Origin of the sequence: Phytobacter massiliensis JC163, assembly GCF_000321045.1 — a bacterium.
Taxonomy (GTDB): Bacteria; Pseudomonadota; Gammaproteobacteria; order Enterobacterales; family Enterobacteriaceae; genus Phytobacter_A; species Phytobacter_A massiliensis.
The window spans coordinates 1,567,909-1,589,926 of the sequence record NZ_HE578945.1; the positions used below are offsets into that span (position 1 = coordinate 1,567,909).

A 22,018-nucleotide genomic window follows, 5' to 3' on the forward strand; every position below is an offset into this window, starting at 1 on the left:
AATCACCAGACAAAAGTGAAAAAACTGTGAGTAACCGGGTGATAAAAGGTAAAAGTGCGCTTGCTATAAGAAGGTTCGCAAGGAATAATGTTGCAGTTTTCCGTGTTGAATCTTGTTAAAACAAGCAATTTTGCGGAATGACCAGTTTTGCCTGTCCGACCATACACGCAGCAATGGCGTAAGACGTATTGGACTTTCAGGCAGTTAGCGGGCTGCGGGTTGCAGTCCTTACCGGTAGATGGAATCTTCTCTGGAGAGTTTTCCCAGGCTGTTCCCCAGATAATTGCGCTGTGTTTTCCACAGGAAATACAGGCAACCGACACACTGCGCCTCTTAAGCGAGCGACAACCGTGAGGTTGGCGACGTGAACAGTCACGAGGCCATCGGTTCACCCCGGAAAGGCGTCACTATGCCCGCAGCTTAGTCGTCAATGTAAGAATAATGAGTAAGTTACGATGAAAAGAATGTTAATCAACGCAACTCAGCAAGAAGAGTTGCGTGTCGCCCTTGTGGATGGGCAGCGCCTGTACGATCTGGATATCGAAAGCCCAGGACACGAACAGAAAAAAGCGAACATCTATAAAGGTAAAATCACCCGCATTGAACCCAGCCTTGAAGCCGCGTTTGTCGATTACGGCGCCGAGCGTCATGGTTTCCTCCCCCTCAAAGAAATCGCCCGCGAATACTTCCCCGCTCATTACAACGCTCATGGCCGCCCCAATATCAAAGATGTATTGCGCGAAGGCCAGGAAGTTATTGTCCAGATTGATAAAGAAGAGCGCGGCAACAAAGGCGCTGCGCTAACTACCTTTATCAGCCTGGCAGGGAGCTATCTGGTGCTGATGCCGAACAACCCGCGCGCGGGCGGCATCTCCCGTCGTATTGAAGGCGACGATCGTACCGAACTCAAAGAGGCGCTGGCCAGTCTTGAACTGCCGGACGGCATGGGCCTTATTGTCCGTACCGCAGGCGTGGGCAAGTCCGCCGAAGCCTTGCAGTGGGACTTAAGCTTCCGCCTCAAGCACTGGGAAGCTATCCAGAAAGCGGCCGAAAGCCGCCCTGCTCCGTTCCTGATTCACCAGGAGAGCAACGTCATCGTGCGCGCTTTCCGCGATTACCTGCGCCAGGATATCGGTGAAATCCTTATCGATAATCCGAAAGTGATGGAGATGGCGCGTCAGCATATCGCCGCGCTGGGCCGTCCGGATTTCAGCAGCAAAATCAAACTGTACACCGGTGAAATTCCGCTGTTCAGCCACTATCAGATCGAGTCGCAAATCGAATCCGCCTTCCAGCGTGAAGTGCGTCTGCCTTCCGGCGGCTCCATCGTTATTGATACCACCGAAGCGTTAACCGCTATCGACATCAACTCCGCGCGCGCAACCCGCGGCGGCGATATCGAAGAGACCGCCTTTAATACCAACCTGGAAGCGGCGGATGAGATTGCCCGTCAGCTGCGTCTACGTGACCTGGGCGGCCTGATTGTTATCGACTTTATCGATATGACCCCGGTACGCCACCAGCGTGCGGTTGAAAACCGCCTGCGCGAAGCGGTGCGTCAGGACCGGGCGCGTATTCAGATCAGCCATATTTCCCGCTTTGGCCTGCTGGAGATGTCCCGCCAGCGCCTGAGCCCGTCGCTTGGCGAATCCAGCCACCACGTCTGCCCGCGCTGTAGCGGCACAGGCACCATCCGCGACAACGAATCACTCTCCCTCTCCATTCTGCGTCTGATTGAAGAAGAAGCGCTGAAAGAGAACACCCAGGAAGTGCACGCCATCGTTCCGGTGCCGATTGCCTCCTATCTGCTGAACGAAAAACGGGCGGCGGTGAGCGCTATCGAAGCCCGTCAGGGCGGCGTGCGCTGCGTTATCGTGCCGAACGATCAGATGGAAACGCCGCACTACTCGGTGCTGCGCGTACGTAAAGGCGAAGAGACCTCTACCCTCAGCTACATGCTGCCGAAGCTGCATGAAGAAGAGATGGCGATGCCGTCAGAGGACGAGTTCGCCGAGCGTAAACGCCCTGAACAACCGGCACTGGCCACCTTTGTGATGCCGGACGTACCGCCTGCGCCGCCAGCGCCCGCTGCGCCTGTCGAAAAACCGCATCAGGCCCCTGCTCAGACAACAACCGCGCCAGCACCTGCTGCGCCGGGCCTGCTGAGCCGCCTGTTCACTGCCCTCAAGAACCTCTTTGCCGGTAATGATACCCCTGCCCCGGCCGCCGTTGCGGAAGAGAAGAAAGAGGAGAAGCAGGAGCGTCAGTCTGAGCGCCGTAAACCGCGTCAGAACAACCGTCGCGATCGCAATGAGCGCCGTGACAACCGTGCCGAAGGCGAAGGCCGCGAACCCCGTGAAGGCCGCGACGAGAACCGTCGTAACCGTCGTGAGAAACCGCAGCAGAACGCCGAGACCCGCGAAGCCCGCCAGCCGGTTGTGGTAGAAGAGGCTGAAAAAGGCAAGCAGCGCGATGAACAGCAGCCGCGTCGCGAGCGTAACCGTCGCCGTAACAGCGATGAAAAACGTCAGGCGCAAAAAGAAGTTCAGGCGCTGAACCATGAAGAGCAGCCTCAGGTTGAAAGCGAGCAGGAAGAGCGCGTTCAGGTGCTGCCGCGTCGTAAACAGCGCCAGCTGGCTCAGAAAGTGCGTATTGAAGACGCGCAGACGCCGGTTGCGCAGGAAGAGGCCGTTGCCGTTGAGCCGCAGGTTAACGAGGCTCCGGCCCCGCGTACCGAGCTTGCGAAACGGGATCTGCCTGCCGTTGTGGATACCGCCTCTGAGCAGGATGAAACGGAAAACCGTGATAACGCCGGTATGCCGCGTCGCTCTCGTCGTTCGCCGCGCCACCTGCGCGTGAGCGGTCAGCGCCGTCGTCGCTATCGTGATGAGCGTTATCCGACCCAGTCCGCCATGCCGCTGGCCGTTGCCTGCGCATCGCCGGAAATGGCTTCCGGTAAGGTGTGGATTCGTTATCCTGTCCCCCGTGCGCAAAATGAGGTACAGGAGCAGCAGGTTGCTACTGAGCAGCATGATGCCGATATCGCGCCGATGGTAGCCGAAGCACAGCTTGTCACCGCTCAGGAGCAGCAGCCGGTTGTGCAGACTCCGGCTGCCGAGGACGAGCCGACTGTGGTTACGCCGCAGGCGCCGGTTATCGAGCCGCAACCTGCTGCGGTCGACACTACCCATCCTGAGGTGATTGCCGCACCGGTTGCCGCTCAGCCAGAGCTGATTGCCGAAGAAGATCGTCCGGTGGCTGAGGAAGTCGCTCAGGCGGCCGAGCCAGCAGAAAGCGAGCCGGTTCAGGCGTCTGAGGAGCAGACCCGCGAAGCACCGCAGCCAGCGCCTGTCGCAGCGCCAGTAGAGCAGGCCGCGACGCAAGCGCAACCGGCTGAGCAGGCGGTTGAAACAGCCGACGTGCCCGTTGAGCCGCAGACGCCAGCCGCCGAGCCGGTGGTTAAAGCCGCCGAGCCTGTTGAGGTGAAAGCAGTCAGCCATGCCACAGCGCCAATGACTAAAGCGCCCGCGCCGGATTACGTACCGGAAGCGCCGCGTCAAAGCGACTGGGTACGCCCTGCCTTTAACTTTGAAGGTAAAGGTTCCGCAGGCGGCCATAGCGCCACCCATGCCGCCAGCGCGCCGGCCACGCGTCCGGGCGTTGAATAACGTACCGCGTTAACAAGCCGACCTTCGGGTCGGCTTTTTTATGCCCGCGATTCTGGCTGGCGCATCCCGCTCAGACCGGGCATCACTTCACGCATCAGCTGCAGAAACATCCGCAGACGGGCCGGGTAATAGCGCGCCCAGGGATAGACCAGATGGACAGGCAATGGCGCAATCTGCCACTCCGGGAGCAGCGGCGTCAGCAGGCCGTGCTGGATATCCTCTTCCACCGCCCAGCTTGAGACAATCGTCACGCCGAGGCCAGCCAGGGCGGTATTACGCGCCGCGTAGAGGCTGTCAGTATAGAGGCGCGGGGCGATGGCGACCCGGGCCTGCTCGCCGCTAAGGCTGTGGGTTATCGCGATTTCATGCTGATAGAAGCTGCTCAGGGCCACCCACGGCATCTCGCCAAGCTGCTTCGGGGTTTTCACCGCGGGAAAGCGCGCCAGCAGAGCCGGGGCGGCCACCAGCGTACGCGGCACCTCCGCCAGCTGTACCGATACGGTCGCCGGGTCCACCTCCGCGCCCACGCGGATGGCGCAGTCGATATTGTCACTCAGGAAGTTGACCGATTTATCGTTCAGCATCCACTCCACGGTGAGCTGCGGATAACGCTCAAGAAAGCGGGTAAGCGGCACCAGCAGCTGTTGCTGACCAAACGCATGCGGGGCGCGGACACGCAGCATACCAACCGGCTCATCTTCGGTCTGGCTGAGTTCATCCTCCAGCGCAAGCCAGGCATCTATGACCCTGCGCGCATGCTGGTAGCAGCGCTCTCCATCGTCAGTCAGTTTCATCGCATGGGTTGTACGCAGCAGCAGCTTGACCCCCAGCAGCGTTTCAAGGGATTGCAGACGGCGGCTGACCGTCGCCTGGGTCGTATTAAGCTGGCGTGCTGCCGCCGACAGCGAACCGGCTTCTACGATGCGCACCAGCGTGCGCATCAGGTCAACGCGGTCTATACGTTCTGTCCGCACCATTTTAGCTCTCGTTATACGTTTCACGTATAACCGTTTTACCACCGCGCTGGCTACCGCGCTACGCCGGAAAGGTAAAAAATAGCGTCACACTCTTTCAGACAAACCCCGAGGTAAAACAATGAACCGTCATTCACAACCCCTACATGCCAGCCAGTGGATAATCCTCGCGCTGGCGCTGGGGGCGGGTTTTAGCGTGGCCGCAATCTACTATTCACAGCCGTTGTTGCCGCTGATGGGCAGCGACCTGCACCTGACGGTTAACGGCATGGGGCTGGTGCCGACGCTCACCCAGGCGGGCTACGCGCTGGGCATTCTCTTTCTGCTGCCGCTGGGGGATCGCTACGATCGCCGTCGTTTAATACTGTTAAAAAGCGCGGCGCTGGCGCTGCTGCTGCTGGTCTGTAGCCTGACCGCGCACTTTCCGGCGCTGCTGCTGGTGAGCCTGCTTATCGGCATGGCCGCCACGATGGCGCAGGATATCGTTCCCGCCGCGGCGATCCTCGCCCCGGCAGGCAAGCAGGGTAAAACCGTCGGGACGGTAATGACCGGTCTGCTGCTGGGTATACTTCTTTCGCGTACGGTAAGCGGTTTTGTCGGTGCTGCTTTTGGCTGGCGGGTGATGTTCCAGCTAGCCGCCGTCAGCATCGCATTTATTGGCGTACTGATGTGGTCTGTGCTGCCGCGCTTTGCGACCCATTCGACGCTGAGCTATCCGGCGCTGATGAAATCAGTGGCTCATCTCTGGCAGCGTTACCCTGCCCTGCGTCGCGCCGCCTTCGCCCAGGGATTTTTATCTGTCGCCTTTAGCGCCTTCTGGTCAACGCTTGCGGTGATGCTGCTGGAGAAATATCAGCTTGGCAGCGCCGTGGCGGGCACCTTTGGTATCGCCGGTGCCGCTGGCGCGCTGGCCGCCCCGCTGGCCGGTGGTCTGGCGGATAAGGTCGGCGCGGAAAAGGTCACGCAGTTAGGCGCGATGCTGGTAACCGCCTCGTTCGCGCTGATGTTTACCCTGCCGTTTTTGCCGCCGCATGCTCAGCTGGCGGTGATTGCGGTGTCGGCTATCGGCTTTGATCTGGGGCTGCAATCCAGCCTCGTCGCGCACCAGAATCTGGTGTATGGCCTGGAGCCGCAGGCGCGTGGCAGGCTTAATGCGCTGCTGTTCACCGTGGTCTTTGTCGGCATGGCGGCGGGCTCTGCGCTGGGAAGTAAGGTCTACAGCATGGCGGGCTGGTCAGGCGTGGTGGCGCTGGCGGCGCTGACGGGGCTCGTTGCGCTGGCTATCCGGGTATTTGATAACCGCCGCGTACAGGCCGGGATGCGTAATCCAGGATAAAAAAAGGCCCGCTCCGGGTTACGGGGCGGGCACACCGAACATGCTCCAGTTTCCAGACATGTCCAAAATGAAAACTTATTTATTCAGCTGGAACAGAGACATCCCCTGCATATCGCTGAATGCTTTGTAAGAAGCCTGCAATGCCGCCTGCTGCATGGTGTAAGAGGAGATAGCCTCGTTCCAGTCTACGTCCACCAGGCTGCTCATCTGCGTTTTTAATGACAGCGCGCGATCGTCGCCCAGCGTATCCAGTTTGGTCAGCTCATCCAGCTGTGTCCCCAGTTCAGCACGCACGCTTGAGACGTTGTTGAGGGCGTTATTCAGCCCACGGTTCGCCTTATCCAGCGCCGCCTGAGATGTGGCCTGCGCTGCGGCGTTACCGGCTACGGGCACATTCAGCGCCTTAATCGCATCGTCCAGAATGTTAAAGACGTTGGTCTGCGACGGTTTACCATCCGGCTCGGGAATGGCGTTACTGCTGATGTGGTTGAACACTTCATCGCCGGTATGGGCAATTACCATCGTACGGGCAGCATCCACTTTTTGCGTAATCGCTTCGGTGCCGCCGTTGTACGCGCCGGTTTTCGCGTCGAATGGCGCATCGGCGGTTTTATAGCCGCCAAAAATATAGCGGCCATTACCGTCGGTGCTGTTGGCAAGGTTCATCAGCTGATCGCGAAGCCCCTGCAGCTGCGTCGCCATAGAGGCGCGGTCATCGTCGCTCAGGGTGCCGTTAGCGGCCGCGACCACTGACGAGTGTGCGGCGGTGATAGCGCCGGTCGCCTGCTGCAGTACGCTCTCTTCCAGGGAAATTTTCTGGTTAGCGAAAGTCCGCGCCAGTTTGTATTGATCGTTCTGTTCCTGCGCCTGCGAAACCACCACCGCCTGCGAGGCGGCAATAGGATCGTCAGAAGGCTTATTCACGCGCTGTCCGGTGGACATCTGCTCGCCATATTCCAGCCACTTGCTTTGCGAGCTGGTAATACCGCGCATGTTTTGTTCATACATCATCTGAGTACTAATACGCATCACTCACCTCTTACTTAGCGTATATTCAGCAGCGCATCGAACAGCGTGCTGGCGGTCTGCAGCACCTGCGCGTTGGCAAGATAATATTGCTGATAGCGTTGCAGGTTGCCGTACTCCTCATCCAGGTTGACGCCGGAGATAGACTGCTGCTGATTGCTCAACTGCGTCACCACGTTGGTCTGCGTGGTGCTGCTGGTTTTCAGCGTGGAGGTCGTGGTGCCGACAGAGCTGACCAGCGCGGCGTAGGCGTCGTTAAAGGTTTTTGAGCCGCCCACTTTTTTGGCGTTCTGCAGGTCAAGCAGCGCCTGGCCGTTTTTGTTATCGCTCTCGCCTGAGGTCGCGCTCTCCGCCATGGCGATTTTTGATTCATCCGAAATAGCGACGTCCATATTCACGATGGCATTCGCTACCGGCTTGACGGTAAAGCTGTCGTTCTTATCGGCACTGCCGGAGACTTTCACCTTCAGGCCGTCGAAATAGAGGTTACTGGAGCCGGTCGGCGTCACCGTAAAGGTGGTGTTGTCCGCCAGACGCGTCACGTTCCATTTCGAACCGTCATAGGTGAGGTTGTAATCCGTGGCCTTGATCTGCGTGCTGTCCGCTACCGTGGGGGCCAGCGTTGCGCCGCCGGTATTTTTCCCATTGCTTAATGCGGAAGGGCTACCGACAGCAAAGAAGTTGGTCCCTTTATCGCCGTTAGCGTCAAAACCCGCTTTGTGCTGCGTGTTGAAGGCATCGGCGAAGGAGAGCGCCATCTGCCCCAGCGTATTACGCGCCTGGTCCAGATCCTGGGCGCGGAAAGAGAGCAGCCCGCCCAACGAGCCGGTATTGATCAGTTTTTCCGGGATTTCGATATTCCCGGCAATCGGGTCGACATACGCCACCGTCGTGCGGGAAGGGTCGGCGCTTGACGGCACCGCCGCCAGCTGCCGGGCGTTGCTGCCCTGCACCAGCGTATAGCCATTGGCCATGGTGACGTTGAAGGTATTGTTATCCTGAACGCTCACTTCCACGCCAACAATTTTGTTCAGCTCGCTGACCAGCTGGTCGCGCTGATCCAGCAGATCGTTTGGCGACGCGCCCGCGCCGACGCCCGTCAGACGGGAGATCTGATTGTTGAGGTTGGCTATTTGCTTGCTGTAGTTATTGATCTGATCAACGCTTGAGGCGACAGAGATATTAACCTGCTTGTCCTGGTCGCGCAGATACTGATCGGTCACCTTAAACTGGTTAACCAGCGCATCCGCTTTACCGAGCAGGCTCTGGCGGGCCGCCGGATCTTCGGCGTTGCTCACCAGCGTTTGCAGGCTGGAGAAAAAGCTTTGCAGGGTCGTCGACAGCGTATTAGTCGTGCCGGAAAGCACATCGTCAATTTTCGACATCTGCTCATAGCGCGTCGTCAGGCCGCTGCTCTGCGTCTGCGCCGCCCGTAACTGGTTGGTGATAAACGCATCGTATTCCCGCTGTATGCCGGATACGTAAGCGCCGTTGCCGACCCAGCCGCCAGCGCCCAGCGTACTGTTCGCCGCGGAGATCACCGTCGTCTGACGGGTATAACCCGCCACGTTATAACTTGAAATGTTATTACTGGTGGTATTAAGCGCGGCCTGGGCTGCGTTCAGCCCGCTCATGGCGCTGTTAATCAAGCTACTCATGGAGGTTCCTTTTAAACTTTTAAGACATCAGTCCTGCTAACGATTATCGGCAACCCTGAGCTGAACTTGAGTCATTTCAGAACAGATTTTCAATGTCATTGCTGTAGGCTTTACTGACCTTCTCGCCCATTGATTTAAGCTGCTGAATCATGCTGGTCAGTTTCTGGGCATACTTCGGATCGGTCGCATAACCGGCGCTTTGCAGCGCCTGCGCCCCCTGCTCCGCCGTCGCCGCCGTGGTAACCGCCGCATAGCGCGGGTTGCGGGTCAGCATGCCGACATAGTCGGACAGCGCTTCCAGATACGAGCCGTAGACGCGGAATTTCGCTTTGATCTTCTTCGCTTCGCCGTTCTCGTATTCCGTGGTGGTGATTTCAGTCGTCGGCCCTTTCCAGCCTGACGTAGCTTTGATGCCAAAAATGTTAAAGCTTGGCTGACCATCTTCCCGGGGAATTTGCCGCTGACCCCAGCCGGACTCCAGCGCCGCCTGCGCCAGGATAAGATGATGCGGCACGCCGCTTTGCTGACTGGCGAGACGCGCAGGCAGCGAAAGCTGGGCCAGGAAATCTTTGCTGTCGCCGCTGAGCGGCACATCGTTGGTTTCCGGCGCTTTCGGCACCGCTTTGCGTACCATCTGATTCAGCGCCTGGTTTTGCAGGGTGTTGACGGTCTGCAGATCGAACTTCATCGGCACCTGCTGGATCTGTTCGCCGGGCTCGACGGCGGCCTGGCCGCCCCCCATCTGCTGAACCATCATATCCGCCAGCCCCAGCCCCTTGCCCGCCGTCATCTGCTGGGCAATTTGCTGGTCATACATGCTGGTGTACAGCCGCGTTGAGTCGCTGCTAAACAAACCGTCTTTCGGCAGGGCGTCGCGCATGCTTTTCAGCATCATCTGCACGAACATCCCCTCGACCTGGCGGGCGACCGGACGCAGGTTGGCCTGCGGGTCCTGCCCCGCTTTGGTTTTCAGTTCATTTAGCGACTGCGCGTCCCATGCCGCGCTCGTCATCAGTCGGCTGTCGGTCAGCATCAGATAATCTCCAGCTTCGCGCGCAGGCAGCCCGCGCTCTGCATCGACTGCAAAATAGACATCAAATCGATCGGCGTCGCGCCCAGGGCGTTCAACGCCCGCACTACGCTGTTGAGGTTGGCGCTGGAGCGGATGCTCTGCAGCGAACCGCCGCTCTGGCGCAGGTCAATCTGCGTTTGCGGCGTAACGACCGTCTGGCCGCCGCCAAACGGCGTATTCGGCTGGCTGACGTTGGCGCTCTGGTTGACGGTGACGGAGAGGTTGCCCTGCGCCACGGCGCAGTTATCCAGCGTAACCTCACGGTTCATGACCACTGACCCGGTGCGCGAGTTAATGACGATTTTGGCATCCTGCGGCGCAACGCCCACTTCGAGATTCTGGATATCGGCCAGCATCCGCACCTGCGAGCTGCCGCCTGTCGGCACACGCACCTGTACGGTACGGGCATCGAGCGCGGTCGCGCCGCCCATGCCGCGACGGTTGATGGTGTCGGCAATCTGCTGCGCCATGGTAAAGTCGTCCTGGTTCAGCTGCAGGTTGATGGTATTGCCGTTGCCGAATTGAGAGGGAAGCTCGCGCTCGATGACCGCGCCGCCGGTGATGCGCCCGCCGTTAAGCTGGTTCACCGCCACGCTGCTCCCGCCCGCCGACGCGCCCGCGCCGCCGACCAGAATGTTGCCCTGCGCCAGCGCGTAGACCTGACTGTCGACCCCTTTCAGCGGCGTCATCAGCAGCGTACCGCCGCGCAGGCTTTTGGCGTTACCCATTGAGGAGACCACAACGTCAATCGTCTGCCCCTGGCGGCCAAAAGCGGGAAGCTGCGCGGTGACCATCACCGCCGCCACGTTTTTGAGCTGCATGTTGGTGCCCGCCGGAACGGTGATCCCCATCTGCGAGAGCATGTTATTCAGGCTCTGGGTGGTAAACGGCGTCTGGGTGGTCTGGTCGCCCGTCCCGTCAAGGCCAACCACCAGCCCGTAGCCGATTAAGGAGTTTTCACGTACGCCCTGTACACTGGTGAGGTCCCGGATGCGGTCAGCCTGGGCGAAGGTCGCCACCAGCGCAAGCGCGATTCCAGCCAGATATTTAAACATAATTCACCCCGGTTACATCGGCGATAAGTTAAGGAAGAAACGCTGCAGCCAGCCCATATTCTGCGCTTCGTTGATATAGCCGTTGCCGACATACTCGATGCGCGCATCCGCCACCTGGGTGGACGGAACGGTATTGCTGCCGCTGATGGTGCGTGGGTTCACGACACCCGAGAAGCGGATGAACTCAGTGCCCTGGTTGATGGCGATCTGTTTTTCACCCACCACATGTAAATTGCCATTAATCAGCACCTGATCGACCGTGACGGTGAGCGTGCCGTTAAAGGTATTGCTGGCGTTGGCGCCGCCTTTGCCGTTAAAACCATTGCTGCCGGCGCTTTCGATATCGGCCCGCGCATTGCCAAACAGCCCTTCCAGATAACGCGGCGTGGTCTCCATGCCGAAGCTGGTTTTCCCGTCGCGGCTGGCATTAGCAGATGAACTTTTGCTGGCGCTGACGTTCTCCTGCAGAACGATGGTCAGCGTATCCCCCACGTTACGCGGGCGACGATCTTCAAACAGCGGTTGATAGCCGTAGTTAATCGGCTGCGCGCTCTGATAGATCGAACCGTTGACGACGGGAACCGGCCCCGGCGTCGGCTGCGCGGTGGTCGCGCCCTGCACCAGCGGCGTTGAAGGAACCCAGGCACAGCCAGAGAGGGTCAGTGCCAGTAAAGCTAACAGGGGGTAGCGGCCCGCGGCGTTTTTTTGCATCACATTCATCTTCGAAATCAGGGGTCCGGCACGGCGTTTACCGCGCCGGATAGCCCTTAGAGTTGCGTCAGTTTCTGCAGCATCTGATCGGTGGTCGATACCGCTTTGCTGTTGATTTCATAAGCGCGCTGAACCTGGATCATATTCACCAGCTCTTCCGCCACGTTTACGTTGGAGGTTTCAACAAACCCCTGGTACAGCAAACCCGCGCCGTTGAGACCCGGCGTGGAGTCATTCGGCGCGCCCGACGCCTGCGTTTCGATGTACAGGTTCTCGCCGATGCTTTCCAGACCGGTATCATTCATAAAGGTGGTCAGATTAAGCTGGCCAACCTGCACCGGCGCCGCCGCGCCCTGCTGGGTCGCGCTCACCACACCGTCGCGTCCAATGGTAATGCTCAGGGTATTGGCCGGGATGGTGATTGCTGGCTGTACCTGGAAGCCGCCAGCGGTAACCAGCTGGCCGTTCTGATCGACCTGGAACGAGCCATCACGGGTATAAGCGGACGTGCCGTCCGGCAGCAGAACCTGGAAAAACCCCTCGCCTTTGATAGCAACGTCTTTGCTGTTGTTGGTCTGGGACAGGTTACCCTGGCTGTGCAAACGCTCGGTGGCGACAGGACGCACGCCGGTGCCGAGCTGCAGGCCGGAAGGCAGGTTAGTCTGCTCAGAAGACTGCGCGCCTGGCTGGCGAATGGTCTGGTAGAGCAGGTCTTCAAATACCGCGCGCTGACGTTTGAAACCATTGGTGCTGACGTTCGCCAGGTTGTTGGCGATAACGTCCATATTGGTCTGCTGTGCGTCAAGGCCGGTTTTCGCGATCCATAATGAACCAATCATAAAAATTCCCGTTTATCAGGTCATGGACAGTAGCTGGTTGGCGCGCTGCGCGTTTTCATCCACGCTGCCGATAACCTTCATTTGCATTTCAAAGCGGCGGGCGCTGGCAATCATATCTGCCATTGCCGCCACCGGTTTTACGTTACTGCCCTCCAGCACGCCGGACATGACGCGGATGCCAGGATCGGGCTGTAAAACCGGGCCACGGGTGGCCTGAGCGGCCTGGCTCAGACGAAACAGCCCGTCATCGCCGCGCACCACCTCTTTGCCATCCGCCTTCACCAGCTTGAGCTTACCCACCGGCGACACGGTATTGGGCGGATCGCCCGGCGTCAGGGCGGAGATGGTGCCGTCAGAGGCGATGGTTACCTGTGAGCCTTCCGGTACGGCGATAGGACCCGCCTCGCCGATAACCGGGTGCCCCTGAATGGTCAGTTGCCCGGTCGGGCTGACCTGGATATTCCCGTTACGGGTATATCCTTCGCTGCCGTCCGCGCCCTGCACCGCCAGCCAGCCATCCTGCTGGAGTGCGACGTCCAGCGGGCGGGAGGTGTAGTTCATCTCGCCCTGAGACATATCCGCCCCCGGCGTCGACTCCACTACCAGCGTACGGGTTGGCAGAGAGAGCCCTTCCACCGGCACCGCGCGCAGCGCGTTGAGCTGGGCGCGAAAGCCCGGCGTGGAGGCGTTGGCCAGGTTGTTGGCGGTCACAGCCTGCTGGTTCAGCGTCTGGCTGGCAGCGCCCATCGCGGTATATATTGCGTGATCCATTAAGCCATCCCGTCAGGCGATTAACGCAGGTTAACCAGCGTGTTAAGGATCTGATCCTGGGTTTTGATGGTCTGCGCGTTGGACTGATAGTTACGCTGCGCGACGATCATATTCACCAGTTCTTTACTCAGGTCCACGTTCGAGGCTTCCAGCGCGCCGTTGGTCAGCGTGCCGAAGTTGCCGGTGCCCGCGGTGCCCAGCAGCGCAACGCCGGAGGCCTGGGTGGCGGACCACATGTTGTCGCCTTCGGACTGCAGGCCTTCGTTGTTGGCAAAGTTTGCCAGTACGATTTGCCCCAGCACCTGGTTCTGCTCGTTGGAGTAGTTGCCCACCACCGTGCCATCATCGTTAATCTGGTAGCTCACCAGGTCGCCCGGTCTGTAGCCGTTCTGGGTGGTGCCGACGATGTTGTTGGCGCCGGTGTTCTGCTGCATTGAGTTGAGGAAGCTCAGGGAGAAGTTCGCGGGAACTGCCCCGTTCAGCGCGCCAGTGGTAACCTGAATCTGCGGGTTAGCGTTTGCGGTAGTGCTCAGATTCCAGGTGCCTGCGGTCGCGCCTGCCGTGTAGTTATAAACACCCTCCAGGTTGCCGTTGTTATCAAAGCTCATCTGCGCCGCTTTTGCCGGCGTGGTGCCCGCTACGCTGGCGTCCTGCGTCCAGACATCCCATTTGTTGTTTGCGGTTTTGACATAATAGATGTTCATGTCATGGGCGTTACCCTGGGTATCGAAGACGGTGATCGAGCCTTTTTTGTTGAAGCTGCTGGAGTTTTCCGGATTGAAGGTAGCCACGGTCGGAACGGCGTCCGAGGAGTTCAGGTTGATCTGCATCGCTGCGGTGGTGGTGGTTTTCGCCGACATCAGGGTGTTAGGAATAGTGATCCCGGTAGGGTTCGCCCCCTGCTGAATGGTCGGCGGCGTGCCCGCTGCCGGATAGCCGGTCACCGCCAGGCCCTGCATGTTGACCAGATTGCGGTTTTCATCCAGCTTGAACTGGCCGTTACGGCTGTAGTAAACAGAGCCGTTGGCGTCTACGACGCGGAAAAAGCCGTTCTGGCTGATGGCGACGTCAAGTCCGCGGCCGGTGTTAGTGGTGGTGCCATCGTTAAAATCCTGGGTAATCCCCGCTACTTTCACGCCCAGGCCTACTTTGGAACCGGCGAACATGTCAGCGAAAGACGCAGTGCCGGATTTAAAGCCATAGGTGGCGGAGTTGGCGATGTTGTTACCGATGACATCGAGGTTGGTGGCCGCAGCATTCAGACCGCTGACCGCTTGAGAAAAGGCCATGACTTACTCCTGATAAGTGTTAAGGCTTAAATAATCTGCCGAACTTCGTCGAGCGTAGTAGTACCGTACGTACCCAGATCTAACTTGCTGCCGTCATCCGTGCGGGTTACGGCCTGCACAACCGCATACTGCAACGGCTGCGCCACCAGCTGCGTGGTGCCCGTGCTTGCCGCGATGGAAACTTTGTAAGAACCGTCGATAGCGGTGGTGCCATCGGTCAGCTTGCCGTCCCAGCTAAAGGTGTGAACGCCCGCGCTCAGACCGCCAAGGTCGATGGTTTGCACCACGACGTTATCTTTATTGGTGATGGTGGCCGTGACTTTTTCGGCGGCCTGCTCCAGCTCGACGCCAAATGGCGTAGTGGTAGAGTTGCCAGCCAGTACCGTCGCGCCCGGCACCATAACGCCATGACCAATCAGGGTGCTGGCCTGCATTGACTGGTTGTTATCAATCTGACCGGAGATTGAGCCCAGCGTGGTGTTGAGTTTTTCAATACCGTTAAGGGTGCTGATCTGCGCAAGCTGCGAGGTCAGCTCATTGTTCTGTAACGGGTTGGTCGGGTCCTGGTTTTTCAACTGGGCGACCAGCAGCGTTAAAAAGCTGCTTTGCAGGTCGGAAGCGCTGCTGGTGGTCAGCGATGAGCCGTTGCTGCTTGTGCTGGTTGAGCTAACGCCGCTGGTGGCGTCATTCATGTTTACCGCGATGGACATGGGGGTCTCCTTACTGGCCGAGCGTTAGCGTTTTGAGCATCATGTTCTTGACGGTGTTGAGCACTTCCACGTTCGCCTGATAGCTGCGCGACGCGGACATGGTGTTCACCATCTCACCCACGACATCGACGTTCGGCATCTTGACGTAGCCGTTCGCGTCGGCCAGCGGGTTGCCGGGTTCATAAACCAGCTTGTCCGGCGCCTGGCTTTCAACAACGCCGGCCACTTTGACGCCGCCGGTTGCCTGCCCCACCGGAGCATCGACCTGAAAAACGACCTGCTTTGCGCGATAAGGCTGTCCGTCCGGGCCGGTGACGCTGTCGGCGTTGGCCAGGTTGCTGGCTGCCACGTTCAGACGCTGAGACTGCGCAGCCATCGCCGAACCGGCGATATCGAAAATATTCAGCAATGCCATGGTTAGTTATTCCCCTGCAGTACGGTCAACATGCTTTTGATTTGTCCGCCCAGCACGGTCAGCCCTGTCTGATATTTCACGCTGTTGTCGGCGAACTGGGTCCGCTCGCGGTCCATATCCACGGTGTTGCCATCCAGAGAGGGCTGGTCAGGAATGCGATACAGCAGATCTTCTGGCGCGGCGGAGATAGCCTGCGCCGGAATGTGGCGGCTTGAGGTCAGCGCCAGCGAGACGCCGCTTGCCTCGGTCCGTCCACGCTCCATGACTTTTTTCAGTTCACTGGCAAAATCAATATCGCGCGCCTGATACCCGGGGGTGTCGGCATTGGCGATGTTGGCGGATAGAATTTCCTGCCGCCGGGCGGTCAGGTTCAGCGCCTCTTGCTGAAAGCGTAAGTTGGCATCGAGTTTGTCGAGCATGGCTTCTCCACAAATGACAATTATTTAGCCAACAGCTTAAATCGCCTTACGCGCGCACGATCGCTGGAATAAGCGCAAAATGCGTCGCTATTTATTGCGTTGAAAGAATCGCCAGACGGGTAAAATCCTGCCATCAACTTAATCCCTGACAGGCAGGAGTCCGTGATGAAGGCGTTACGAGGCGGTTTAGCCGCGACACTACTCTGTTTAAGCCCGCTCGTGACGGCGCAGGATCTACAGGCGCAGCTCACCACCTTTTTTGCCCAGAGGCTGGCGGGATTCAGCGATGAAGTGGCGGTGACCATTCGTACCCCGCAGAATCTTTATCCCGCCTGCGAACAGCCAGCCCTGAGCGTGACGGGCAGTGCTAAACTGTGGGGTAATGTGAATGTGCTCGCCCGCTGCAATAATGAGAAACGCTATCTGCAGGTGAACGTCCAGGCGACGGGCAATTATGTGGTCGCGGCGCAGCCAGTCGCGCGCGGTGGCGCGTTGTCGCCCGGCAGCGTGAAGCTGGCGCGCGGTCGGCTCGATCAGCTGCCGCCCAGAACAATGCTGGATATCAGCCAGGCGCAGGACGCCATCACCCTGCGCGATCTTGCCCCCGGCCAGCCCGTTCAGTTGACAATGCTGCGCCAGGCATGGCGCGTTAAGGCGGGCCAGCGCGTCCAGGTGATTGCCAACGGCGACGGGTTTAGCGTGAATGGTGAAGGACAGGCGCTTAATAATGCGGCGGTGGCGCAAAGCGCCCGCGTACGCATGTCCTCGGGGCAAATCGTTAGCGGTACGGTCGGCGCTGATGGGAATATTCTGATTAACCTGTAATCTTTTTAAAGAATTCGCGCCCGCTGCCGATAAATAAGCAACGACTGAAGAAATCTGGCCCTTTACGCCGGAAAACCTCAATGAGGACAAGACTATGAGCATTGATCGTACATCGCCTTTAAAGCCGGTCAGCACCGTACAGCCGCGTGAGACCAGCGACCCGCAGGCCGCAAAAGTACGCGTGGAAAAATCTGCCGCCCAGAACAGCGCCAGCGTGAAGCTCAGCGACGCGCAGTCAAAACTGATGCAGCCAGGCACTGGCGATATCAATATGGAGCGCGTAGAACAGCTGAAAACCGCTATCCGTAACGGCGAGCTGAAAATGGATACGGGCAAAATCGCTGACGCCCTGCTTAATGAAGTGCAGAGTTACTTACAGAGTAAATAAGGTATGAATCAACTGTCAGATATTCTCGATCAGATGACAGTTATCCTGAACGCGTTGAAAGACGTGATGGATGCTGAGCAAAAACAGCTTTCCGCAGGCCATATCAATGGCAGCGCGTTGCAGCGTATCACCGAAGAGAAAAGCTCTTTGCTCGCCACGCTGGATTACCTTGAACAGCAGCGTCGGGCGGCGCAAAAAGTGCAAACCAGCGCCAACGACGACGTTGCCAGCCGCTGGCAGATAATTACTGAAAAAACAGCGCAGCTTCGCTCCCTGAACCAGCATAACGGCTGGTTGCTTGAAGGACAGATTGCCCGTAACCAGCAGGCGCTGGAAGTGCTCAAGCCGCACCAGGAGCCGGGGCTCTACGGCGCAAACGGCCAGACGTTTACCCAGAATCGCGGCGGAAAAAAAATCTCCATTTAACCCGCCGCTGGCGTAAACATGATATGACGGGAGTCGCCGCCAGGCAGACTCCCTTTGGCGTTTATGCGATTCGCCGCGCGAAGTCTTTCAGACGAAAGCCCAGCAGCGCAAGCGTTGCGAAGTAGGCGACGACCCCTGCCACCACCACCACCATTAAACGCAATATCCGGCTGAGCATATTGCCCTGCGCCCACTCAGGCATAATATGCATCATGCCCAGCAGCGCGGCGGCCATAATCACTACCGCGACGATGAGGCGTGCCAGAAAACTGCCCCACCCGGCCTGCGGGGTAAAAATTTTCTGCCGACGCAGCTGCCAGTAGAGCAGCCCGGCGTTAAGGCAGGCGGCAAGGCCAATCGACAGCGCCAGGCCCGCATGTCTGAGCGGCCCGATAAAGGCCAGGTTCATTAACTGGGTCATGATAAGCGTCACGATGGCGATCTTCACCGGCGTTTTAATGTCCTGACGGGAATAGAAGCCCGGCGCCAGCACTTTCACCACAATTAACCCCATCAGCCCCACGGAGTAGGCAACCAGCGCCTTCTGGGTCATCAGCGCGTCCGTGGCGCTGAATTTGCCGTACTGAAACAGCGAGACCGTTAACGGTTTCGCCAGAATCCCCAGCGCCACCGCGCTGGGCAACGCCAGCAGGAAGCAGAGGCGCAGGCCCCAGTCCATCAGGCGACAGTATTCATCGTGGTTGCCGCTGGCAAAGCTGCGCGACAGCGACGGCAGCAGAATTGTGCCCAGCGCCACGCCCAGCACGCCGGAGGGAAACTCCATTAAGCGATCCGCGTAGTACATCCACGAGACCGAGCCGGAGACCAGAAACGACGCGAAAATGGTATTGATAATGAGCGAAATCTGGCTGACGGATACGCCAAGAATGGCAGGCCCCATCTGTTTGACCACCCGCATCGCCCCGGCGTCACGAAAGTTGATCCGCGGCAGCACCAGCATGCCGATTTTTTTCAGATGCGGTAGCTGATAGACCAGCTGCAATACGCCGCCCACCGTTACCGCCCAGGCGAGAGCCAGTACGGGCGGATGAAAGTACGGCGCGCCGAACAGGGCGAAGCCAATCATAGAGACGTTAAGAAACGTCGGCGCGAATGCCGGAACAGAAAACCGGTTCCAGGTGTTCAGTATCGCCCCCGCCAGCGACGCCAGCGAGATTAACAAAATATAGGGAAAGGTAATCCGCAGCAGCTGGGTAGTCAGCGTGAATTTGTCAGCCGTATTGGCGAAACCCGGTGCGGTAGCCATGATGACCCAGGGGGCCGCCAGCATCCCGGCAACGGTGACCACCGCCAGCGCCAGCGTTAACAGGCCCGACACGTAGGCGACAAAAACCCGCGTCGCATCCTCGCCCTGCTTGCTTTTATATTCTGCAAGGATCGGCACAAACGCCTGGGAAAACGCCCCCTCGGCGAAAATACGTCGCAGCAGGTTCGGCAGTTTGAACGCGACAAAAAAGGCGTCGGTCGCCGTACCTGCGCCAAAAAACCCGCGCCACAATCGCGTCGCGGGCAAAGCCCAGCACGCGGGAAAACATGGTCATAGAACTGACGGCGGCCAGCGATTTTAAAAGATTCATTAATGGTTCCATAAGCACAACGCCTGCAAAGCAGGCGTTGGTATAGCGAAGCGCTTAGTCTACCCGGAATCGCGCGAATTTCTACCGGCATGTGTAACAGCAGTTTATTCGCTCATCGCCTCGCGCCACAGCTTCTCCACCACGCGCTGCGCCAGTATCGCCTGCTCGCCCGCCGTTTCAGGAACCGTCTGATTTTGCACGCATTCGATAAAGTGACGCGCGCATCCGGCAAAGCCGCGCTGTTCAAGGGTGCTTTGCCAGCCCGGCACCGGCGACGTCACAACGCCCTGACCGCGCTCCTCACGCCATTCGCGCATATCGGTGATGTCATACAGGCCGCCATCGGTTACCGCCTGCACCCATTCACGCTGGCTGCCCGCACGCCGGTGCATACTGGTGGTCATGTGCAGCCCCCCGCGGGAAAAATGGTGTTCGGCGTAGACCATTTCCCCCTGATCGTTGGTCTGTAACGTCCCGCTGGCAAGCGTCGCGCTGCCGCCGCCAAGCCAGAGCGCGGTGTCCACCACGTGCAGGTAATCGTCCAGCAGGGTGAAGCGTAAATCATGCGGGCCTACGCTGTCGGCGCGGTGCTTATCCATACGCAACGAGGCAGCGTCGCCGAGATGCTGTTTAAGCTGGCGGTAGAGCGGTGCGAAGCGGCGATTGAACCCCACCATAAGCGTCAGCTTTTTACGCGCCGCCAGCTCCACCAGCTTCTCCGCATCCGGCAGGTTTTCCGCCAGCGGCTTATCCACGCAGACATGGACGCCCGCATTGAGGAGTTCGCTGACCACCGCATAGTGCGACGCGGTTGCGGTATGCACAAAAACCGCGTCGCACTGCGCCGCAACATCCTGTAAAGAGGCGGCGTACGGCATCCGCCAGGTTTCACAGATTCGCTGCGCCTTTTCGCGGGTGGGCGACCAGGCCGCCGCCAGCGTCCAGTCCGTCGCCGCGCCCAGCACCGGCAGCCACGCTTTCTGCGCGATCCCGCCAAGCCCCACTACCCCAATACGTAATGCTGCCACGGTTAATCTCCCAAATGTTCCAGTAAAGACGCCAGCCGCTGCTTAAGCTCTTGTACTTCCGCCTCCAGCGCCTCGACGCGCGCCGTGAGGTCGCTCTCCTGCGGACTGACCGCCTCAACCACATTGATTAAGGTTTCCACATCGCCGCTGAACAGGTGCATATAGCGGCTTTCACGTTTACCCGGCTCGCGCGGCAGCCGTACCACGAAGGGGCCGTCTTCCCGCTCTGCCAGCCGCTCCAGCGCCTGCTCGACTTCGCTGACGTCGGCGAACTCATGCATCCGCGCCGCCCGGCCGCGCAGTTCGCCCGGCGTTTGCGGGCCGCGCAGCAGCAGCGTGGTGACCAGCGCCACCTCGGCGGCGCTCAGTTTGAGATCGCCGAACTCGGAATTGCAAAAACGCTGCTCATACTTGGTGACGCGATTGCCGAAGCCGCTAACCGTGCGCAGATAGTGGCGCTTCACCAGCGCGTCGAGCAGATCCTGCACCTCGCTTTCGCTCAGGTTCATCACCGGCTCGCGGTTGGTTTTTTGATTACAGGCGGTGACCACGCCATTAACCGACAGCGGATACTGCTCTGGCGTGGTGACCTGTTTTTCCAGTAAACAACCGATAACGCGCGCTTCCGTCGCGCTTAACTGATATTTCATAGCTGCTCCTTAACGACCCGCGGTCCACTCTTTGGTAGTCAGCGCGGTCAATACATGGTCGCGCCACCGGCCATCAATCAAGAGATAATCTTTCGCGTATCCCTCTTTTTCAAACCCCAGACGCGCCAGCAAATCGCCGCTGCGCTGATTATGCGGCATATAGTTGGCCATAATACGATGCAGATGTTGCGTGCGTTGCATATAGCGGATCGCGGCGGTGAGCGCCTCGAACATCAGCCCCTGCCCCTGCCATTTTTGCCCGATGGAGTAGCCCAGGTAACAGGCATGAAAGGAGCCGCGGACGACGTTGGAAAAATTCGCCACGCCGATAATTTCTTTTTCTTCCGGGTCGAGCAAGGCGAAATAAAAGGCAGTGCCCTGTTTATGAAACTCATTAATCATGCCAAGGCGAGCCTGCCAGCCCGATGGATAACAATGGCTCTCATCGCGTACGGGTTCCCACGGTTTCAAAAACTGACGGTTTTCTGCGTAATAATCCGCAAGCCGCCAGGCGTCCCGTTCATGGACTAAACGAACCACCAGCCTGTCGGTGACCAGGCGTACTTTGGGGACATTACTGCGATAGCCAAACATGCATTCCTTCTCCTTACGGTTACGTCTTTAACCCCTTACCTTTACTATACATTTGCTCGCCCGCTTCGGGAAAACACCAACCTGCATTTTCTTAGCCTCAAAAACCGCTTTCGATGAGAAGTCTGAATTAAAGCCTGCTTTTGATAAAAAAATATTGTCGCAACGACGATGGGAAAATAATCAGCGACCCGGCAAAATAAGCAGGCTACTCTTTTTATTTCCCTGGAGGGGAAATGTCACGCGTCTCGCAGGCAAGGAGCCTGGGTAAATATTTCCTGCTCGTCGATAATATGCTCGTGGTGCTGGGCTTTTTCGTCGTTTTTCCGCTTATTTCGATTCGCTTTGTCGATCAGCTCGGCTGGGCCGCCCTGATGGTGGGTATCGCCCTTGGCCTGCGGCAGTTCGTCCAGCAGGGGTTAGGCGTGTTTGGCGGCGCCATTGCCGACCGCTTCGGCGCAAAGCCGCTGATTGTCACCGGGATGCTGCTACGGGCGGCCGGTTTTGCCACCATGGGCATCGCCCATGAGCCATGGCTGCTGTGGTCCTCCTGCATCTTATCGGGGCTT

Annotated in this window: 21 protein-coding genes and 1 pseudogene; 6 read left to right on the top strand and 16 right to left on the bottom strand. The window is 58.7% G+C overall.

Annotation, left to right across the window (positions count from 1 at the left end):
• The first annotated feature begins 455 nt into the window (after positions 1 to 455).
• Positions 456 to 3,668 carry a ribonuclease E gene (gene rne / locus ENTHG_RS07745; RefSeq protein ID WP_044177577.1) on the top strand — a complete coding sequence of 1,071 codons (3,213 nt, stop codon included), beginning with the start codon at positions 456 to 458 and terminating at the stop codon, positions 3,666 to 3,668.
• Positions 3,669 to 3,706: 38 nt separating this feature from the next.
• Here rne and ENTHG_RS07750 read toward each other — a convergent pair whose 3' ends face one another.
• Entirely contained in the window at positions 3,707 to 4,645 is a 939-nt protein-coding gene (locus ENTHG_RS07750) for a LysR family transcriptional regulator (RefSeq protein WP_044177579.1), read from the bottom strand.
• A gap of 118 nt (positions 4,646 to 4,763) precedes the next feature.
• Here ENTHG_RS07750 and ENTHG_RS07755 point away from each other — a divergent pair, with 118 nt between their 5' ends.
• On the top strand, positions 4,764 to 5,978 hold the full coding sequence (locus ENTHG_RS07755) for an MFS transporter (protein WP_044177581.1): 1,215 nt from the start codon (positions 4,764 to 4,766) through the stop codon (positions 5,976 to 5,978).
• Between the two features lie 75 nt (positions 5,979 to 6,053).
• On the opposite strand, the gene flgL is transcribed toward ENTHG_RS07755, so the two are convergent.
• The 11 genes from flgL to flgB form a co-directional block, all read right to left on the bottom strand.
• Entirely contained in the window at positions 6,054 to 7,007 is a 954-nt protein-coding gene (flgL, locus tag ENTHG_RS07760) for a flagellar hook-associated protein FlgL (RefSeq protein WP_044177583.1), read from the bottom strand.
• 14 nt (positions 7,008 to 7,021) lie between these two features.
• Entirely contained in the window at positions 7,022 to 8,662 is a 1,641-nt protein-coding gene (flgK, locus tag ENTHG_RS07765) for a flagellar hook-associated protein FlgK (RefSeq protein WP_044177585.1), read from the bottom strand.
• A gap of 76 nt (positions 8,663 to 8,738) precedes the next feature.
• Entirely contained in the window at positions 8,739 to 9,695 is a 957-nt protein-coding gene (flgJ, locus tag ENTHG_RS07770) for a flagellar assembly peptidoglycan hydrolase FlgJ (RefSeq protein WP_044177587.1), read from the bottom strand.
• Complete coding sequence (locus ENTHG_RS07775) at positions 9,695 to 10,789, bottom strand: flagellar basal body P-ring protein FlgI (RefSeq protein WP_044177589.1); 1,095 nt, start codon at positions 10,787 to 10,789, stop codon at positions 9,695 to 9,697. The genes flgJ and ENTHG_RS07775 overlap by 1 nt, the downstream gene beginning before the upstream one ends.
• A gap of 12 nt (positions 10,790 to 10,801) precedes the next feature.
• Entirely contained in the window at positions 10,802 to 11,500 is a 699-nt protein-coding gene (locus ENTHG_RS07780; RefSeq protein ID WP_044179129.1) for a flagellar basal body L-ring protein FlgH, read from the bottom strand.
• 56 nt (positions 11,501 to 11,556) lie between these two features.
• Positions 11,557 to 12,339, bottom strand: a complete 783-nt coding sequence (flgG, locus tag ENTHG_RS07785; protein ID WP_044177591.1) for a flagellar basal-body rod protein FlgG — start codon at positions 12,337 to 12,339, stop codon at positions 11,557 to 11,559.
• A gap of 15 nt (positions 12,340 to 12,354) precedes the next feature.
• Positions 12,355 to 13,110 (bottom strand): flagellar basal body rod protein FlgF, encoded by a 756-nt coding sequence (locus tag ENTHG_RS07790; RefSeq protein ID WP_044177594.1) that lies wholly within the window; start codon positions 13,108 to 13,110, stop codon positions 12,355 to 12,357.
• A 20-nt stretch (positions 13,111 to 13,130) separates the two neighbouring features.
• Complete coding sequence (flgE, locus tag ENTHG_RS07795) at positions 13,131 to 14,399, bottom strand: flagellar hook protein FlgE (protein WP_044177596.1); 1,269 nt, start codon at positions 14,397 to 14,399, stop codon at positions 13,131 to 13,133.
• Between the two features lie 26 nt (positions 14,400 to 14,425).
• On the bottom strand, positions 14,426 to 15,109 hold the full coding sequence (gene flgD, locus ENTHG_RS07800) for a flagellar hook assembly protein FlgD (protein ID WP_044177598.1): 684 nt from the start codon (positions 15,107 to 15,109) through the stop codon (positions 14,426 to 14,428).
• A 10-nt stretch (positions 15,110 to 15,119) separates the two neighbouring features.
• Entirely contained in the window at positions 15,120 to 15,524 is a 405-nt protein-coding gene (flgC, locus tag ENTHG_RS07805; protein WP_044177600.1) for a flagellar basal body rod protein FlgC, read from the bottom strand.
• 2 nt (positions 15,525 to 15,526) lie between these two features.
• Complete coding sequence (gene flgB / locus ENTHG_RS07810) at positions 15,527 to 15,943, bottom strand: flagellar basal body rod protein FlgB (protein WP_044177602.1); 417 nt, start codon at positions 15,941 to 15,943, stop codon at positions 15,527 to 15,529.
• A 165-nt stretch (positions 15,944 to 16,108) separates the two neighbouring features.
• Here flgB and flgA point away from each other — a divergent pair, with 165 nt between their 5' ends.
• The 3 genes from flgA (at position 16,109) to flgN (ending at position 17,582) form a co-directional block, all read left to right on the top strand.
• Positions 16,109 to 16,768, top strand: a complete 660-nt coding sequence (gene flgA, locus ENTHG_RS07815; RefSeq protein ID WP_044177604.1) for a flagellar basal body P-ring formation chaperone FlgA — start codon at positions 16,109 to 16,111, stop codon at positions 16,766 to 16,768.
• Between the two features lie 94 nt (positions 16,769 to 16,862).
• A complete protein-coding gene (gene flgM / locus ENTHG_RS07820; RefSeq protein ID WP_044177605.1) occupies positions 16,863 to 17,156 on the top strand; it encodes a flagellar biosynthesis anti-sigma factor FlgM in 294 nt (97 codons plus the stop codon).
• A gap of 3 nt (positions 17,157 to 17,159) precedes the next feature.
• On the top strand, positions 17,160 to 17,582 hold the full coding sequence (gene flgN, locus ENTHG_RS07825; protein WP_044177607.1) for a flagella biosynthesis chaperone FlgN: 423 nt from the start codon (positions 17,160 to 17,162) through the stop codon (positions 17,580 to 17,582).
• Positions 17,583 to 17,643: 61 nt separating this feature from the next.
• Here the strand turns inward: flgN and murJ are convergent.
• From murJ to rimJ, 4 genes and pseudogenes are all read right to left on the bottom strand, one after another.
• Positions 17,644 to 19,180 (bottom strand): annotated as a pseudogene (gene murJ / locus ENTHG_RS07830) (murein biosynthesis integral membrane protein MurJ).
• Between the two features lie 104 nt (positions 19,181 to 19,284).
• A complete protein-coding gene (locus ENTHG_RS07835) occupies positions 19,285 to 20,208 on the bottom strand; it encodes a Gfo/Idh/MocA family protein (RefSeq protein WP_044177609.1) in 924 nt (307 codons plus the stop codon).
• Positions 20,209 to 20,210: 2 nt separating this feature from the next.
• Entirely contained in the window at positions 20,211 to 20,858 is a 648-nt protein-coding gene (locus ENTHG_RS07840) for a YceH family protein (protein ID WP_044177611.1), read from the bottom strand.
• Positions 20,859 to 20,867: 9 nt separating this feature from the next.
• The gene (gene rimJ / locus ENTHG_RS07845; RefSeq protein ID WP_044177613.1) at positions 20,868 to 21,452 is read right to left on the bottom strand and encodes a ribosomal protein S5-alanine N-acetyltransferase; all 585 of its coding nucleotides are present in this window, start codon (positions 21,450 to 21,452) and stop codon (positions 20,868 to 20,870) included.
• 233 nt (positions 21,453 to 21,685) lie between these two features.
• Here rimJ and ENTHG_RS07850 point away from each other — a divergent pair.
• On the top strand, positions 21,686 to 22,018 hold a 333-nt coding region (locus ENTHG_RS07850; RefSeq protein ID WP_044177615.1), incomplete at its 3' end, for an MFS transporter.

What these genes read in the sequence shown, in the direction of transcription:
- rne (WP_044177577.1), top strand. Translation starts at nt 456, where the DNA reads ATGAAAAGAATGTTAATCAACGCAACTCAGCAAGAAGAGTTGCGTGTC.
- ENTHG_RS07750 (WP_044177579.1), bottom strand. Translation starts at nt 4,645, where the DNA reads ATGGTGCGGACAGAACGTATAGACCGCGTTGACCTGATGCGCACGCTG.
- ENTHG_RS07755 (WP_044177581.1), top strand. Translation starts at nt 4,764, where the DNA reads ATGAACCGTCATTCACAACCCCTACATGCCAGCCAGTGGATAATCCTC.
- flgL (WP_044177583.1), bottom strand. Translation starts at nt 7,007, where the DNA reads ATGCGTATTAGTACTCAGATGATGTATGAACAAAACATGCGCGGTATT.
- flgK (WP_044177585.1), bottom strand. Translation starts at nt 8,662, where the DNA reads ATGAGTAGCTTGATTAACAGCGCCATGAGCGGGCTGAACGCAGCCCAG.
- flgJ (WP_044177587.1), bottom strand. Translation starts at nt 9,695, where the DNA reads ATGCTGACCGACAGCCGACTGATGACGAGCGCGGCATGGGACGCGCAG.
- ENTHG_RS07775 (WP_044177589.1), bottom strand. Translation starts at nt 10,789, where the DNA reads ATGTTTAAATATCTGGCTGGAATCGCGCTTGCGCTGGTGGCGACCTTC.
- ENTHG_RS07780 (WP_044179129.1), bottom strand. Translation starts at nt 11,500, where the DNA reads ATGCAAAAAAACGCCGCGGGCCGCTACCCCCTGTTAGCTTTACTGGCA.
- flgG (WP_044177591.1), bottom strand. Translation starts at nt 12,339, where the DNA reads ATGATTGGTTCATTATGGATCGCGAAAACCGGCCTTGACGCACAGCAG.
- ENTHG_RS07790 (WP_044177594.1), bottom strand. Translation starts at nt 13,110, where the DNA reads ATGGATCACGCAATATATACCGCGATGGGCGCTGCCAGCCAGACGCTG.
- flgE (WP_044177596.1), bottom strand. Translation starts at nt 14,399, where the DNA reads ATGGCCTTTTCTCAAGCGGTCAGCGGTCTGAATGCTGCGGCCACCAAC.
- flgD (WP_044177598.1), bottom strand. Translation starts at nt 15,109, where the DNA reads ATGTCCATCGCGGTAAACATGAATGACGCCACCAGCGGCGTTAGCTCA.
- flgC (WP_044177600.1), bottom strand. Translation starts at nt 15,524, where the DNA reads ATGGCATTGCTGAATATTTTCGATATCGCCGGTTCGGCGATGGCTGCG.
- flgB (WP_044177602.1), bottom strand. Translation starts at nt 15,943, where the DNA reads ATGCTCGACAAACTCGATGCCAACTTACGCTTTCAGCAAGAGGCGCTG.
- flgA (WP_044177604.1), top strand. Translation starts at nt 16,109, where the DNA reads ATGAAGGCGTTACGAGGCGGTTTAGCCGCGACACTACTCTGTTTAAGC.
- flgM (WP_044177605.1), top strand. Translation starts at nt 16,863, where the DNA reads ATGAGCATTGATCGTACATCGCCTTTAAAGCCGGTCAGCACCGTACAG.
- flgN (WP_044177607.1), top strand. Translation starts at nt 17,160, where the DNA reads ATGAATCAACTGTCAGATATTCTCGATCAGATGACAGTTATCCTGAAC.
- ENTHG_RS07840 (WP_044177611.1), bottom strand. Translation starts at nt 20,858, where the DNA reads ATGAAATATCAGTTAAGCGCGACGGAAGCGCGCGTTATCGGTTGTTTA.
- rimJ (WP_044177613.1), bottom strand. Translation starts at nt 21,452, where the DNA reads ATGTTTGGCTATCGCAGTAATGTCCCCAAAGTACGCCTGGTCACCGAC.